General features: G+C 58.5%; 11 protein-coding genes and 1 tRNA gene. 6 read left to right on the top strand and 6 right to left on the bottom strand.

Annotated elements, in window-relative coordinates; translation table 11 throughout:
* Window positions 1–11: 11 nt before the first annotated feature.
* Window positions 12–740, bottom strand: a complete 729-nt coding sequence (locus C9E91_RS13500) for a hypothetical protein (RefSeq protein WP_107108788.1) — start codon at window positions 738–740, stop codon at window positions 12–14.
* 380 nt (window positions 741–1,120) lie between these two features.
* Here C9E91_RS13500 and C9E91_RS13495 point away from each other — a divergent pair, with 380 nt between their 5' ends.
* Both C9E91_RS13495 and dgt read left to right on the top strand, forming a co-directional pair.
* Window positions 1,121–1,309, top strand: coding sequence for a hypothetical protein (locus tag C9E91_RS13495; RefSeq protein WP_107108787.1), 189 nt, complete (start codon window positions 1,121–1,123; stop codon window positions 1,307–1,309).
* Between the two features lie 13 nt (window positions 1,310–1,322).
* Complete coding sequence (gene dgt / locus C9E91_RS13490; protein ID WP_107108786.1) at window positions 1,323–2,768, top strand: dGTP triphosphohydrolase; 1,446 nt, start codon at window positions 1,323–1,325, stop codon at window positions 2,766–2,768.
* A gap of 219 nt (window positions 2,769–2,987) precedes the next feature.
* Here dgt and C9E91_RS13485 read toward each other — a convergent pair.
* From C9E91_RS13485 to xylF, 4 genes are all read right to left on the bottom strand, one after another.
* Window positions 2,988–3,064 (bottom strand) — tRNA-Arg (locus C9E91_RS13485).
* A gap of 167 nt (window positions 3,065–3,231) precedes the next feature.
* Window positions 3,232–4,014 carry an ATP-binding cassette domain-containing protein gene (locus C9E91_RS13480; protein ID WP_028751812.1) on the bottom strand — a complete coding sequence of 261 codons (783 nt, stop codon included), beginning with the start codon at window positions 4,012–4,014 and terminating at the stop codon, window positions 3,232–3,234.
* A gap of 15 nt (window positions 4,015–4,029) precedes the next feature.
* On the bottom strand, window positions 4,030–5,358 hold the full coding sequence (locus C9E91_RS13475) for a sugar ABC transporter permease (protein WP_107108785.1): 1,329 nt from the start codon (window positions 5,356–5,358) through the stop codon (window positions 4,030–4,032).
* Window positions 5,359–5,651: 293 nt separating this feature from the next.
* The gene (gene xylF, locus C9E91_RS13470) at window positions 5,652–6,692 is read right to left on the bottom strand and encodes a D-xylose ABC transporter substrate-binding protein (RefSeq protein WP_107108784.1); all 1,041 of its coding nucleotides are present in this window, start codon (window positions 6,690–6,692) and stop codon (window positions 5,652–5,654) included.
* Window positions 6,693–6,912: 220 nt separating this feature from the next.
* Here xylF and C9E91_RS13465 point away from each other — a divergent pair, with 220 nt between their 5' ends.
* The 4 genes from C9E91_RS13465 (at window position 6,913) to C9E91_RS13450 (ending at window position 12,165) form a co-directional block, all read left to right on the top strand.
* Entirely contained in the window at window positions 6,913–8,151 is a 1,239-nt protein-coding gene (locus tag C9E91_RS13465) for an ROK family transcriptional regulator (RefSeq protein WP_107108783.1), read from the top strand.
* Between the two features lie 10 nt (window positions 8,152–8,161).
* Entirely contained in the window at window positions 8,162–9,586 is a 1,425-nt protein-coding gene (locus C9E91_RS13460) for a cytochrome c family protein (protein ID WP_107108782.1), read from the top strand.
* The gene (locus C9E91_RS13455) at window positions 9,583–11,313 is read left to right on the top strand and encodes a CRTAC1 family protein (RefSeq protein WP_107108781.1); all 1,731 of its coding nucleotides are present in this window, start codon (window positions 9,583–9,585) and stop codon (window positions 11,311–11,313) included. The genes C9E91_RS13460 and C9E91_RS13455 overlap by 4 nt, the downstream gene beginning before the upstream one ends.
* Before the next feature lie 267 nt (window positions 11,314–11,580).
* A complete protein-coding gene (locus C9E91_RS13450) occupies window positions 11,581–12,165 on the top strand; it encodes a DUF4304 domain-containing protein (RefSeq protein ID WP_107108780.1) in 585 nt (194 codons plus the stop codon).
* A 166-nt stretch (window positions 12,166–12,331) separates the two neighbouring features.
* Here the strand turns inward: C9E91_RS13450 and iolG are convergent, their stop codons facing one another.
* Window positions 12,332–13,324 (bottom strand): inositol 2-dehydrogenase, encoded by a 993-nt coding sequence (iolG, locus tag C9E91_RS13445; protein WP_107108779.1) that lies wholly within the window; start codon window positions 13,322–13,324, stop codon window positions 12,332–12,334.
* Between the last annotated feature and the right edge of the window lie 51 nt (window positions 13,325–13,375).

Genomic DNA, 13,375 nt, shown 5'->3' with positions numbered 1-13,375 from the left:
GCCTTCTCTCCCTAAGCCTGCCGTCCATTAAGTCTCGCAATGGCGTCATAGCATTTCTCTGCTCGACATGCCGCCTCTCGGGCCGACCACTCCCAACCGGCAGAACGGCATTCCCGCTCCGGACGCTCAAGCGGCACATGCTCGACCAGCCAAAACCATTTATCCCGCTGGGCCGTATAGTCGATCTGAAAAATGCGCCCAATGCAGGCGCCGCACTTGTAGCCAACGAAGTCATTTCCGCTTCGATCTGCCCACGTATGCCGCCATTTGTATTGAGGCTTCTCGTCGGATTTGATGGATTCAAAACCTTTCCATCCATTCCACTCGATAGCCTTTGGCGGCTCCGGTTCTTTCTCGATTTCCGCTACCGAATAGTCTGAAAGCATCTTCGCCCGCACCTGATCGGCGACCAGATCAACAACCGCTTCCTTTTCTTCGGTTGAGACGCTTGCCAAATTAAAGGCCGTTTGCTCATCAATGCCGAGCAATATTGCTTCAATCTTTTCGGCGATCTCTTCCGGGGCGGCGAGTTGCCCTCCCTTGGCAACTTTCACCGAACGCACAAGCTCTTTCGCCATGTCGTGCGCGATGTAAGGCACGACAGAGAGCTTGCGGCGCTTTCCTACGGCATAGCCCGCAAAGTCTCGCCTCGTCTGTTTACTGATTCTCTCCATGCAAACTGAAGCGACAAAGCGCAGGGTTTCATAAGCAGGTGTGACGGAACGGATATCGCGCGGCATAAATCTTCCTCGTTTCCTCATTGGTGCCGCCTTTTGTTCTTATTATGTTCTGGGTCAACGAGGAGTCAAGGCCGATCTCTGTCGGCACGGGCATGGTATTTAAGAGGTGGGAGAATCGGCTTTCCGCTAGCGCGGCTCTGATGAGCAGCTAATGGCGTGGCAATCCGGCACACTTGCATAAACCAGCCGGGTCACGTACCTTTCGATCAAGATCCACCGGCAATTTCGACGCGAATCGCTACAGATGGAAACTGAAGCGAAGTTGCGGCGTTATTCAACTTGCCGGCGGATTAACTTATATGCAATGGGTAATCCCATAGCATATAGAGTGCGCATTTCATGCGCACGCGCTCACGCGTTGGCACAAAGGGGAGAGCGTTATGGCAGCTACAACGGCATTAAAATCTGGTCGGAGTGTAACGGCGGTCAAGACAGACAACGATCCGGTTTACCGCACCGCCGTTAGCGAACTGAAAACATTGAGGACTGCGATCGAGCAATCCACTGGCAAGTGGAGCTTGACCAATGACAAATCGCAGCATACCGTCAATCATAAGGTGAAAAAGTAGCCATGAGATTGACATGCAAGGATTGTATTCTGCTGGTGATGACGAGCGTCCCGTAACGCAGGACAATCCAGAAGAATACAGAGAGGAGGCGCGGCGTGACTATGCGCGCCTCATTCACAGTGCAAGTTTCAGACGCTTACAAGGGAAAACCCAGGTCTTCCCCGGTCATGAAAGCGATTTTTTTAGAAATCGGCTCACTCATTCATTAGAAGTGGCTCAGATTGCTAAGTCGATAGCAATTAAACTCAATAACACTTCGGATTTCTTCCAAAAATCACCCATTAATGTCGACATTGTTGAGTTCGCAGGTCTTGCTCATGACCTTGGGCATCCGCCGTTTGGGCACAATGGCGAAGAAGCTCTCGATGAGTGCATGCGCGATGCCGGTGGATTCGAAGGAAATGCGCAGACATTGCGCATCCTATCCACCTTGGAGAAGAAGACACTTGATGGCGATGAAGCAGGGCCGCCAGTTAGCCGCGGAACGGATCTACGGCGCGGGTTGAATTTAACTTATCGGTCTTTGGCGTCCGTTCTGAAATATGACCGGGTAATACCCATAGGGAGCAAGGAGCGTCCTGAAGACAAAGCGACCACTCCCATGAAGGGATTCTACAAATCGGACTTCGACCTAGTGCAGGAGATAAAGTCGCACGTGCTCGGAGTCAGCGAGATCGCCGACTTCAAAACGATCGAATGCTCAATAATGGATATCGCGGACGACATCGCATACTCCACATACGATCTTGAGGATATTTTTAAAAGCGGAATTCACGGACCTCTCGATCTCTTCAGCTTTTCTGACTCGATATACGAGGCGGTCGTCGAAACAATAAATAAGCGGATCGACAAACAGTATAAAGATGAATCCAAAGTGAGTGTCTCGGACGTTCAAGAGGTTCTGTACGAGGTATTCAGCAAAATATTCGCGATCGGCAGTGATGAGCAGACCTTTCTTAGAAATACTAAGATAGCTCCTGATAAGCGAAAAATGTATTCCTCTATAGCTGCACAGAAACTATCCTCTCTGACTGCCGGAAATGGATATCATCGAACCCGTTTCACAGCCAACTTAATATCGCTTTTTCTCAATGGCATTGAAGTTGTTCCCCACAAGGAATATCCGCAGCTTCACCAAGCCAGGTTCGATATCAAAACCTTTGTTTCTGTGGAGGTAATGAAGAACATAACATACGAGGCGGTAATCAGGTCTCCGATGCTTCAGGTGGTCGAATATCGCGGTAAGGACGTGATTAGGAAAATATTTGAGGTGATAGCTTCGCCCAATGGTGAACGATTGATGCCTCCCGACTTTCGCGAGATTTTTCGTCACAGTGACGGCCTCGGCAAGACTCGCACTATCTGTGACTTCATTGCCGGAATGACTGATCGGTATGCGATGGAGTTTTATAGTAGACTGTTTGGCGCAAATCCGATGACAATGCACAAGCCGTTATGACGGCGCAGAGCGCTAAAGGTTCACGCAGGCTTTACCCGACCTAGAGCAAATGCCGGTGCACGTTGCGTCAGTCCTGAGATGGTGGCGTTATGATTAACGCGCGAGTCGCATACATCCGCATCAATGGCAGTTAAGCTACGATTAAAGCGCTTGCTTCCTATATGCTTCCTGTGGAAAGAGCGCTTTGCTAACGAAATGACCATATGTAGTTGAAATTGTTGGCGCACCCGACAGGATTCGAACCTGTGACCTTTGGAATCGGAATCCAACACTCTATCCAGCTGAGCTACGGGTGCATGCCTGAGGCGGGTTGACTCGCCTGTCCGATGAGGTGGTTCTTAGCCTAGGAAGCGTTTGGCTTCAATGCGGAAAATGCGGGAAAGCGCATATCGGTATCTCAGAATGAAAAAGGGCCGCGATCCCCTGGGGGCGCGGCCCTGTTTGTTTGCTTAGGATATCGGGCTCAGCTCTTCATCGCGCCGGGACCGGGGATGGCTTTGGGCGGGACTTTGCCGAGGATGATCATGCCGAGGACTTCGTCCTTTGTGACGTCTTCGGTGCGGGCGTGGCCGACGACCTGGCCGTTCTTCATCACCGAAACGCGGTCGGCGAGGTCGAAGACATCGTGGATGTCGTGGCTGATGAGGAAGATGCCGATGCCGTCCTTCTTCAGCTCCTTGATCAGGTCGCCCACCTGCGCGGTTTCCTGCGGGCCGAGAGCCGCCGTCGGCTCGTCCATGATCAGGATGCGGGCGTTGAAGAGGATGGCGCGGGCGATCGCCACCGACTGGCGCTGGCCGCCGGAGAGCGCCTTCACCGGCTCCTTGAAGCGCTTGAAGTTGGGGTTCAGGCGTCCCATCACCTTGCGGGCCGAAGCCTCCATGGCGACGTCGTCGAGCGTGCCCCAGCGGGTTTGCAGCTCGCGGCCGAGATAGAGATTGGCGGCGGCGTCGACATTGTCGGCGACGGCGAGCGTCTGGTAGATCGTCTCGATGCCGTATTTCTTGGCGTCGCGTGGCGTGCGGATATCAGCCGGTTCGCCGTTGATCAGGATATCGCCGCTGTCGCGCTTGTAGGCGCCGGAGAGAATCTTGATCAGCGTCGACTTGCCGGCGCCGTTATGGCCGAGCAGCGCCACGACTTCGCCGGGGTAGAGGTCGACCGAGGCGTTGTCGACGGCGTGAATGCCGCCGAAGGAGATGGAAATGTTCCTCATTTCCACAAGCGGAGTGGTTTGGTCCGTCATGGTTCCGAATTCCTTTTACTTGGCGCGCGAGCGGTAGACGATGTCAAGCCAAACGGCGACCACCAGGACAATGCCCACGACGACGTTCTGAATTGGCGTATCGACATTGGCGAGACCCATGCCCGATTGCAGCGATTGCATGACGAGGGCGCCGATCATGGCGCCGGCAACCGTGCCGCTGCCGCCGGCAAGCGAGGTGCCGCCGATAACGGCCGCGGCGATGGTGAAGAGTTCGTAGGTCGTGCCCTGCGAGTTGACGGCCGAGTTCAGGCGCGCCGTGGAAATAGCGGCCGCGACGGCGGCGAGGAAGCCCATCAGCGCGAAGATCCTCACGATGACCCATTTGGTCTTGATGCCGGCGAGTTCGGCAGCTTCCGGATTGCCGCCGATCGCGAAGACATAGCGGCCGAAGCGAAGGCGCGTGGCGATGAAGGTCATCACGATGCCGATGAAGACGGCGATGAGAACCGGAACGGCGATGCCGTAGGGAATGTTCAATCCCGTTTCCGGCCAGGTGATATTATGATCCGTGGCGTAGCGCTTGGCGATGCCGATCGGCCAATAATAGCTGTTGAAGAGATAGACCGTGCCGAGGACGAGCAGCGAGCCGAGGGCGGCGAGGAAATATTCGGCCCAAAGCGGACGGCGCGGAAAGTGAAAGCGCTTTCTCTGCTGGCGCGAGCTGATGATGCCAAAGATGATCAGCAGGCAGGAGATCACACCCACCACCCAGCTCCAGGTGGCGCCGATCGAACCGGTCGCGCCGCCGCCGCCCATGACGAGGAAGGTGGAGTCCATCGGGGCCACGGTCTGGCCGCTGGTGACATACCAGGCAAGGCCGCGCCAGACGAGAAGCCCGCCGAGCGTGACGATGAAGGAGGGAACATTCAAGAAGGCGGTGATCGCGCCCTGGAAGGCGCCGATGGCCGTGCCGATCGCCAGGCCGCAGAGCAGTGTGATGACCCAGGTCCAGGAACTGTCGAAGCCGAGATATTGCGGCAGCCACTTGGCCTGGATGACGCCCATGATCATGGCGACGAAGCCGAGCAGCGAGCCGACCGAAAGGTCGATGTTGCGCGTGACGATGACCAGCACCATGCCGGTGGCGAGGACCGCGATTTCGCAGGTCTGCACCGAAAGGTTCCAAAGGTTTCTGGCGGTGAGGAATTCCCGGCCGTCGAATATCCGAAGATAAAGATCGAAGCCGATCCAGATGATCAGCAGCGCTCCGATCATGCCGAGCAGGCGGGTATCGATTTCGGTGGCACGCAGGAACCGGGTGATTGCTCCGGCTTCTGCATTGCGGGGACCGCTCGATGTGGTGGACTGTGTCATGTCGGCCATCGCTTTGCCGTTCTCCCACTGTTGGGCGCGGCCTGCGATGCATTCTGGGCAATCGCTGGCAATATCGCGCCGATCTCAAAAATGCGTCATCGCCTGTGTGGCCGGTCTTCGTTCCGGTCCCGATGACCGCCATCCGGCAGGCCAATGGGATATGCGATGGCGCAGCAAGGATGCGGGAAGCTCCATCTCCACCTGCAAGGGAGAGTTGTCTGCTCCTGATCCGCATTCGACGCCGCAACGGGGGTGCCGTTGCGGCGTCGGTGTTATGGTCGGGTCAACCGTTCAAGGACAGCTTACTTGCAGGCTGCAACGCTGCCGGCCTTAACGCCCTGGCAAGCTTCAGCCTTGCTGATCCAGCCTGCGTCGATGACGACGTTGAGGTTGTCCTTGGTGATCGGGATCGGGGTCAGGAAGACCGACTTCATCGGAACGTGCTTCGGGCCGCCATTGAAGGTCTGAACGCCGGAGATCTTGTCCATCGTCTTGCCGCCAGCGAGGTCGATGGCGATTTCAGCGGCGCGCTTGCCGAGTTCGCGCGAGTCCTTCCAGACCGAAACGGTCTGCTTGCCGAGCGCGATACGGTTCAGAGCTGCCTTGTCGGCATCCTGGCCGGAAACCGGAACGGAGCCGGCGAGGCCCTGTGCGTCGAGGGCTGCAACGGCGCCGCCGGCGGTGCCGTCGTTGGAGGCGACGACCGCGTCAACCTTGTTGTTGTTGGCGGTCAGGAACTGCTCCATGTTGCGCTGCGCGTTCTGCGGCAGCCAGCCGTCCGTATAGGCTTCACCGACGTTCTTGATCTTGCCGCCGTCGATGGCAGGCTTCAGCACTTCCATCTGGCCGGAGAACAGGAAGTCGGCGTTCGGGTCGGACGACGAGCCCTTGATGAAGACGTAGTTGCCTTCCGGCTTCGCCTTCAGGATCTCGCGAGCCTGCATGCGGCCCACTTCCTTGTTGTCGAAGGTGATGTAGAAGGCAGCCGGATTTTCGATCAGGCGGTCATAGCCGACAACCGGAATGCCTTCGTCGGCAGCCTTTTCAACGGCCGGGCCGATGGCGTCGGAATCCTGTGCGAGGATGATGAGGGCGTTGGCACCCTGAGAAATCAGCGACTCAACGTCCGTGAGCTGCTTGGAAGCCGACGACTGAGCGTCAGCGGAAATGTACTTGGCGCCGGCTGCTGCCAGAGCCTTCTTGATGGCTGCTTCATCGGTCTTCCAACGCTCTTCCTGGAAGTTCGACCAGGAAACGCCGACGACCAGATCCTTCGCGAAGGCTGTCGTCTGCATGGTCAAAACGATGGCCGCGCCCGCAGCCAGCTTAATAAAAGCTCTCATATTATCCTCCCGAGTGAATGCGACCGCACGTGCCCTAAGCTCCCGCCGGCCGCCGCGATAACGCTGACGAGAAAGGTTCGGATTTTTTTCTCGACAGTCGAGAAATTTAGTGTCAGAGATTTTTTCACCTGTCAACACCCGCATCTCCAGGTTTAATCGCCGCTGACAAAAGCCGGCCGGAGATGCGGAGGGGAGGATGGCATGAGCGGGAGGCTTGATAATGCTGGCCAAATCCAGCACCGAATTGGTCCGCCAGAAAAACAGTGTTCTGGTGCTGACGGCACTGCGCCGTCACGGCCCGCTCGCCCATACGGAACTCTCTGATTTCACCAAGCTTTCCTCGGCGACGGTATCGGTCATCACCACCGACCTGGAGCGGGCGCAGATCATCGAAAAGGCAGAGCAGCAGGCCGCCAGCGGCCGCGGCCGGCCGCGCGTGCTCTTCTCGCAGCGGCGCGATTGCGGCTATCTCATCGTCGTCATTATTTCCTCGGATGCAGTGCAATATTCGCTTGTGGATTATGCCGGCCGGCTGATCGACCGCTTCACCGAGGAGAGGCAGCAGAACGTCTCGGGTGTCGGCTCTTTCGTCACGGGGCTGTGCGATGCCTTGAACCGGATCGTCGCCCGTTCGCGATTGCCGCGGGACAAGGTGCTGATGATTTCGATCAGCAGCAAGGGCCTGGTCGAGAGCTCCGAGCCGGTGCTGCGCTGGTCGCCGATCTTCGGGCGCGAGCAGATCGATTTTGCCGCGGTGCTGCGCGACGAATGGTCGGCGAAAGTCATCCTCGGCAACGAGACGCTGCTCGTGGCCGCTGCCGTCGGCCGGCAGGAAGAGAATAAAAAGGGCCGCGACTTCCGGGGGCTTGCGGCTCTCTCGCTCGGCCACAGCATTGGTCTCGGAATCGTGCGCCGCGGCGAGGAAGGAAAGCACGAAATATCGGCGCCGAATTTCGGCCATATGCTGCACATGTCGGGCGGCGGTCTCTGCCGCTGCGGTTCGCGCGGCTGCATCGAAGCCTATGCCGGCTTTTACGCCATCCTGCGTGCCGCCTTCGACGTGCCGCTGGATACGATCCCTGCGAAATTCGTGCCGGTTGCCGAACTCGACAAGATCGCCGCCAGCGCCCGGCAAGGCAGCCGCCGCAACATTTTCGCCTTCCGTCAGGCGGGGCTGGCGCTTGGTATCGGCCTGTCGCGTGTCCTCAGCCTGCACGAAAGCATGCCGATCGCGATCACCGGACCGGGGACGCGCTATTACGACCTGTTGCTGGAGGGCATTTCCGAGGGGCTGGCGGAATCGCATGTCGTACGCATGGAGGGCATGCCGGAGCTGCGGGTGATGGCGGACGAACCGACGCTGGTGTTCGAAGGGCATCTCAACCGCGCGCTGGCGATGATGGACGACGATATCGTCAGATCGGGTGTCGTTACGGAGTTGAACGGCCAGACTGGTTGAGGAGGGGACTATGAAACGAATGGCACTGATGTGCCTCTGTCTTGCTGCGACGGGATTGCCCGCTATCGCGGCGCAGCCTTGGGAGGAGAAGACCGCGGCGCTGGGCCAGGCCGGCGCCGATGTTTCCGGCCATCAGACGGTCGAGCAACTCAAGAATCTCATCGAGATCGGCGAGGCGCTGTTTACGGCACGCTTCACGGTGGAGGACGGGGCAGGGCGCCCCGGCGCCACGCAGGCGATCGTGCCGACCAAGCGCAAGCACCCGGTGATGAACGAATTCAGCCGGACGGCCGGTGTCGACGCCAATGCCTGTTCCTCCTGCCATAACATGCCCTTTCCGGGCGGCGCCGGCGATTTCACCACCAATGTCTTCGTGTCCGAAGGTTTCGAGAGCGCGGATTTCGACACGACCGATCCGCAATTCTCCAATGAGCGCGGCACCAACAGCCTGTTCGGCGATGGTCTGGTCGAGCTTCTGGCGCGCGAGATGACCGTCGATCTGCAGCACCAGCGCGCCGAGGCAATTACGCTTGCGGCGAAAACCGGCCAGCCCCAGCGCATCGCGCTCGAAACCAAGGGCGTCAAATTCGGCTGGTTGACCGCGCAGCCCAATGGCCTGGTCGATATGCAGGAACTCGACGGCGTCGACATGGATCTTGTCATCCGGCCCTTCAGCCAGAAGGGCGTGATGACCTCGCTCCGGCAGTTCACGGTCAACGCGTTGAACCAGCATCATGGTATGGAGCCAGTGGAGCGCTTCGGCGGCCGCTGGACGGGGGCCACGGATTTCGATGGTGACGGACATGCCGACGAGATCAGCGACGGCGACGTTTCGGCGATGGTGGCCTGGCAGGCAACCTTGCCGGCGCCGGTGCAGAAGGTGCCGGACAACGCGCAATGGCGCGACATGGCGGCCGCCGGTGAGAAGCTATTCGATGGCATGGGCTGCACGGCCTGTCACAGGACGAGCCTGCCGCTCGACAGTCTCTCCTTCTCCGATCCCGGTCCGAACGACGTTGCCGGCACGTTGAACGTCTCGCAGGTGAAAGACCCTGCTGTCTACGACCTGTCGCAGCTCGACTGGACGAAGAAGCTGAAGCGCAATGATAAGGGGCAGGTGCTGGTGCCGCTGTTCGGCGATCTCAAGCGTCACACCATGACCGACAACACCGTCGACCAGCTCGGCAACGAACTTTTGGCGCAACGCTTCGTCGATCGCAATATCTTCATGACGGCGGAGCTTTGGGGTGTGGCTTCGACACCGCCCTACGGCCATCGCAACGACATCACGACCCTTGACGGCGTGATCCGCGCCCATGGCGGCGACGGCCGCGCTGCCCGTGACGCCTATGTCGGCGCGTCCGATGACGATCGCGCCCGCATCGTCGCTTTCCTCAAGACGCTGGTTATCGAGCAGGCAGGGGTGGATAAATGAAGAAGATCGCAGCCCTCCTTGCCGTTGCCGGCTTGTTTTCGTTCTCATTCGCGCCCGGCGGTTTCGCCGAGGACACGCCCGCGCCGGCGCCTTTTCTGATGGATGTCCCGCATTTCCAGGAGGAAGCGGTCGCCGCCGGCATAGATCATCAATATACCGGCGGCTGGGAATATTTCGTCGGTGGCGGCGTCGCCAGCTTCGACTGCAACGGCGACCGCAAGCCCGATCTTATGATAGCCGGCGGCACCAGCCCGTTGGCGCTTTATGTCAATGAAAGCGAGACGGGCGGCGCTCTGAAATTCAAAGAGAAGCCGATCAATCTTTCCGACAAGGATCTCCGGTCCGTCCTCGGCGTCTATCCGATCGATATCGACAATGACGGTTATACGGATGTCGTGCTGTTGCGGCTCGGTGAAAATATCATCCTGAAGGGCGGTCCGGACTGCATCTTCGAAAAAGCCAATCGCACCTTCGCCTTCGACGGCGGCAAGGATTGGACGGTCGCTTTTGCGGCCACCTGGGAAGCCGGCAATAAATATCCGACGCTTGCTTTCGGCAATTATGTCGACCGCTATGCGCCGGGAACGCCCTTCGGCACCTGCAGCGACAATGTTTTCGATCGTCCTGTCAGTAATGACAAGGTCGACTATTCCAATCCGCTGCCGCTGAAGCCGAGCTATTGCACGCTGTCGATGCTGTTCACCGATTGGAACCATTCGGGCCAGGATTCGCTGCGCGTCGCCAACGACCGGCAATATTATCGCGGCGGACAGGAGCAGCTCTGGGACATCGCGCCGGGACGGCCGCCGCGGCAATATACGACTGCAGAAGGCTGGGCGCCGTTGAAGATCTGGGGCATGGGCCTTGCGGAGGCCGATCCGAAGGCAAATGGCAAGCCGGAATACTTCATCACATCGATGGGTGACAACAAGCTGCAAGAACTCGATGACGAGGCTGACGAGAACAGCCCGACCTATCGCGACACCGCCTATGAAAAGGGAGCAGCCGCCTATCGGCCCTATATCGGCAAGGACCACAGGCCGTCGACGGCCTGGCATGCGCAGTTCGCCGACATCAACAACGATACCAACATGGATCTGTTTTTGACCAAGGGCAATGTCGAAGCCATGCCGGATTTCGCCAGCAGCGATCCCGACAACTTGCTGCTCGGCGGCTTCGACGGAAAGTTCACCGAGAAGGGCGACGAGGCCGGCATTGCGCTTCCCGGCAAGGGGCGCGGCGCGGTGGTCGAGGACTTCAACAATGACGGCATGCTCGACATCCTCGTCGTCAACCGCATGCAGCGCGCCTTCCTGTTCCGCAATCTCGGCGCCAAGACCGACTGGGGTTATCGCCCCCTCGGCAATTGGACCGAAATCGAATTGGACAACGGCCCGATCAACCATATGGGCATCGGCGCCACCATCAATGTCCGGGCCGGCACGCAGACGCAGGTGCAGCGCGTCCAGATCGGCGGTGGCCACGCATCAGGCCATGTCGGCTTCACGCATTTCGGTCTTGGAACCAATGAACGTGCCGTGGTGCGCGTGCAGTGGCCGGACGGAGAATGGAGCCAGCCCTATCGCATCTTCGCCAACCAACACGTCGTCATCAAGCGGGGTACCACATCGGCCAAATACTGGTTCGCGTCGCCGCCAAACGCGAATCAGGCCGCTGCGGCTGAGCCGACCGCTCAACCGGTGACCGATCAGCCGGCGACGAAGTGATATGAGCGAATAAAAATGGCCGGGCGATTAAGCCCTAAATGTGGAATCGACCGGCCAACCTTCACCAAAACCTTGTAACGCCAGTTAAGAGGGGTGTTGCGTATCCCGAAGATTTCTCCGCCCAACGCGGTTTCGATTTCTTCCCCCTGATGGCAACTAGCCGCCAATTGCGGTCATCGAACCGTTTAATGATTGCTCTCGCCTAGTTGCTCGGTGACAGGATCGAATTCCTATCCATATAGTGGTCTGCGAGCTTGGAGATAATGTATGGGCGGCGCTGCAAAAAGCATAGATGAAGTTATCAAGCGCGGATTTGCGCAATTGCTCAAAAGTGAGGGGTTTAAAAAGTCGGGACGCAACTGGCACCGGTCTCAAGGCAAAGATTGGCTGATCGTAAACCTGCAAGCGAGCCGCTGGAATTTGGAAGAGAACGGCAAGTTTACCGTTAACCTCGGCGTCTTCGTGGCTGCGGTGGCCTCCATGGCAGGGCAGAACGCCATTGAAGGAAAACCTTCAGAGCCGAGCGCGACCCTTCGCACTAGGTTGGGGACACTCGTGTATGGCCGAGATCATTGGTGGGAGGTTACGGCGGCATCGGACCTGGATTTGGTCGCGGCTGATCTGGCTGAGAAGATGCAGTCCACTGGCATTCCATGGCTCGAATCTCACCTCGATCCCTCGCGCCTTGCAGCGGCCCTGAAAGACAGCCCCTCTTTGCTGTCATTCAGCGCAGCCTTGCTGTCGGGCGATAGAGACGAGGCAACTCGGCGACTGCGAGAGGCAATTGGACTTCGGCCTGCAGCCCGAACGTATTTCCTCGCCTGGGCGAGCAATAACGGTATTTCTCTTTGAACTCCGGAGATGTGAGCGACATGAGTCGACCGTGCGCTTGGGGCCGGCAGCGTTAGCGGTTATCGCAAAAATGTGGAACCTTAACATTTTTGATGATTCCACATTTACGTTAATGACCGGGCGATCAACCCGGCCATTTTTGATTTTCTGGACGCTGAGCGCGGTCTTAATCGACCTTAACCAGCTTCCCGTCCTTGACGGATTGAACCGCTGCGTCCGCAAGCTTGAGCGCGGCGAGGCCGTCGGCGCCGGATGGCGTGATCGCAGAGCCCTTTTCGACTGCAGCGATGAAGCTTGCGATCTCGTTGGCGTAGGCTTCCGTGTAGCGGGTCATGAAGAAGTCGTGCAGGGGCGGGCGGGTATAGCCGTCGCCGTTGGCAACTTCGATGGAGAAGGGGCGCTGGTTTTCGGCAGCGACCATGCCCTTCGAGCCATGGATCTCGATGCGCTGGTCGTAGCCATAGGTGGCGCGGCGGGAGTTGGAGATGATCGCCTGTTTGCCGGATGCGGTCTGCAGGATGACGGAGACGCTGTCGTAATCGCCGGCCTCGCCAATCGCCTTGTCGACGAGGACTGCGGCGGTGGCGGTCACGGCGACCGGCTCTTCGCCGAGCAGGAAGCGGGCCATGTCGAAATCATGGATGGTCATGTCGCGGAAGATACCGCCGGAGCGCTTGATATAGTCGACCGGCGGGGCGCCGGGATCGCGCGAGGTGATCGTCACCATCTCGACCGCGCCGATGCGGCCATCGTCGATGGCCTTCTTGACCGCCATGAAATGCGGGTCGAAGCGACGGTTGAAGCCGACCATCAGCTTGCCCTTCACCTCTTCGACCACCTTGATGCAGGCCTTGACGCGGGCAACATCGAGATCGATCGGCTTTTCGCAGAAAATTGCCTTGCCGGCGCGCGCAAAGCGCTCGATAAGATCGGCGTGGGTGTCGGTCGGCGTGCAGATCACGACGGCATCGATGTCCTTCGCAGCCTCGATCGCTTCGATGGTGCGGACTTCGCAGCCGTAGGCGGAGGAAATCGCTTCCGCAGCGGCCGGGAACGCATCCGCCACCGCAACGAGTTTGGCGTTGGCATCGCCGCTCACGGCCTTCGCGTGCACTTTACCGATGCGCCCGGCGCCGAGCAGACCAAATCTGACAGTCATCTTTACCTCCCTAATTCGGAACAAATAAACCGAATAATGATCCGTATGGAA

Source organism: Rhizobium sp. SEMIA4064 (assembly GCF_003025035.1).
GTDB classification, from domain to species: domain Bacteria; phylum Pseudomonadota; class Alphaproteobacteria; order Rhizobiales; family Rhizobiaceae; genus Rhizobium; species Rhizobium paranaense.
Note: the sequence above shows the minus strand (reverse complement) of the source record. Positions and strands in the feature narration are given on the sequence as shown.

What these genes read in the sequence shown, in the direction of transcription:
- C9E91_RS13495 (WP_107108787.1), top strand. Translation starts at nt 1,121, where the DNA reads ATGGCAGCTACAACGGCATTAAAATCTGGTCGGAGTGTAACGGCGGTC.
- C9E91_RS13500 (WP_107108788.1), bottom strand. Translation starts at nt 740, where the DNA reads ATGCCGCGCGATATCCGTTCCGTCACACCTGCTTATGAAACCCTGCGC.
- C9E91_RS13480 (WP_028751812.1), bottom strand. Translation starts at nt 4,014, where the DNA reads ATGACGGACCAAACCACTCCGCTTGTGGAAATGAGGAACATTTCCATC.
- C9E91_RS13475 (WP_107108785.1), bottom strand. Translation starts at nt 5,358, where the DNA reads ATGGCCGACATGACACAGTCCACCACATCGAGCGGTCCCCGCAATGCA.
- C9E91_RS13465 (WP_107108783.1), top strand. Translation starts at nt 6,913, where the DNA reads ATGCTGGCCAAATCCAGCACCGAATTGGTCCGCCAGAAAAACAGTGTT.
- C9E91_RS13455 (WP_107108781.1), top strand. Translation starts at nt 9,583, where the DNA reads ATGAAGAAGATCGCAGCCCTCCTTGCCGTTGCCGGCTTGTTTTCGTTC.
- C9E91_RS13450 (WP_107108780.1), top strand. Translation starts at nt 11,581, where the DNA reads ATGGGCGGCGCTGCAAAAAGCATAGATGAAGTTATCAAGCGCGGATTT.
- xylF (WP_107108784.1), bottom strand. Translation starts at nt 6,692, where the DNA reads ATGAGAGCTTTTATTAAGCTGGCTGCGGGCGCGGCCATCGTTTTGACC.
- iolG (WP_107108779.1), bottom strand. Translation starts at nt 13,324, where the DNA reads ATGACTGTCAGATTTGGTCTGCTCGGCGCCGGGCGCATCGGTAAAGTG.
- C9E91_RS13460 (WP_107108782.1), top strand. Translation starts at nt 8,162, where the DNA reads ATGAAACGAATGGCACTGATGTGCCTCTGTCTTGCTGCGACGGGATTG.
- dgt (WP_107108786.1), top strand. Translation starts at nt 1,323, where the DNA reads ATGCAAGGATTGTATTCTGCTGGTGATGACGAGCGTCCCGTAACGCAG.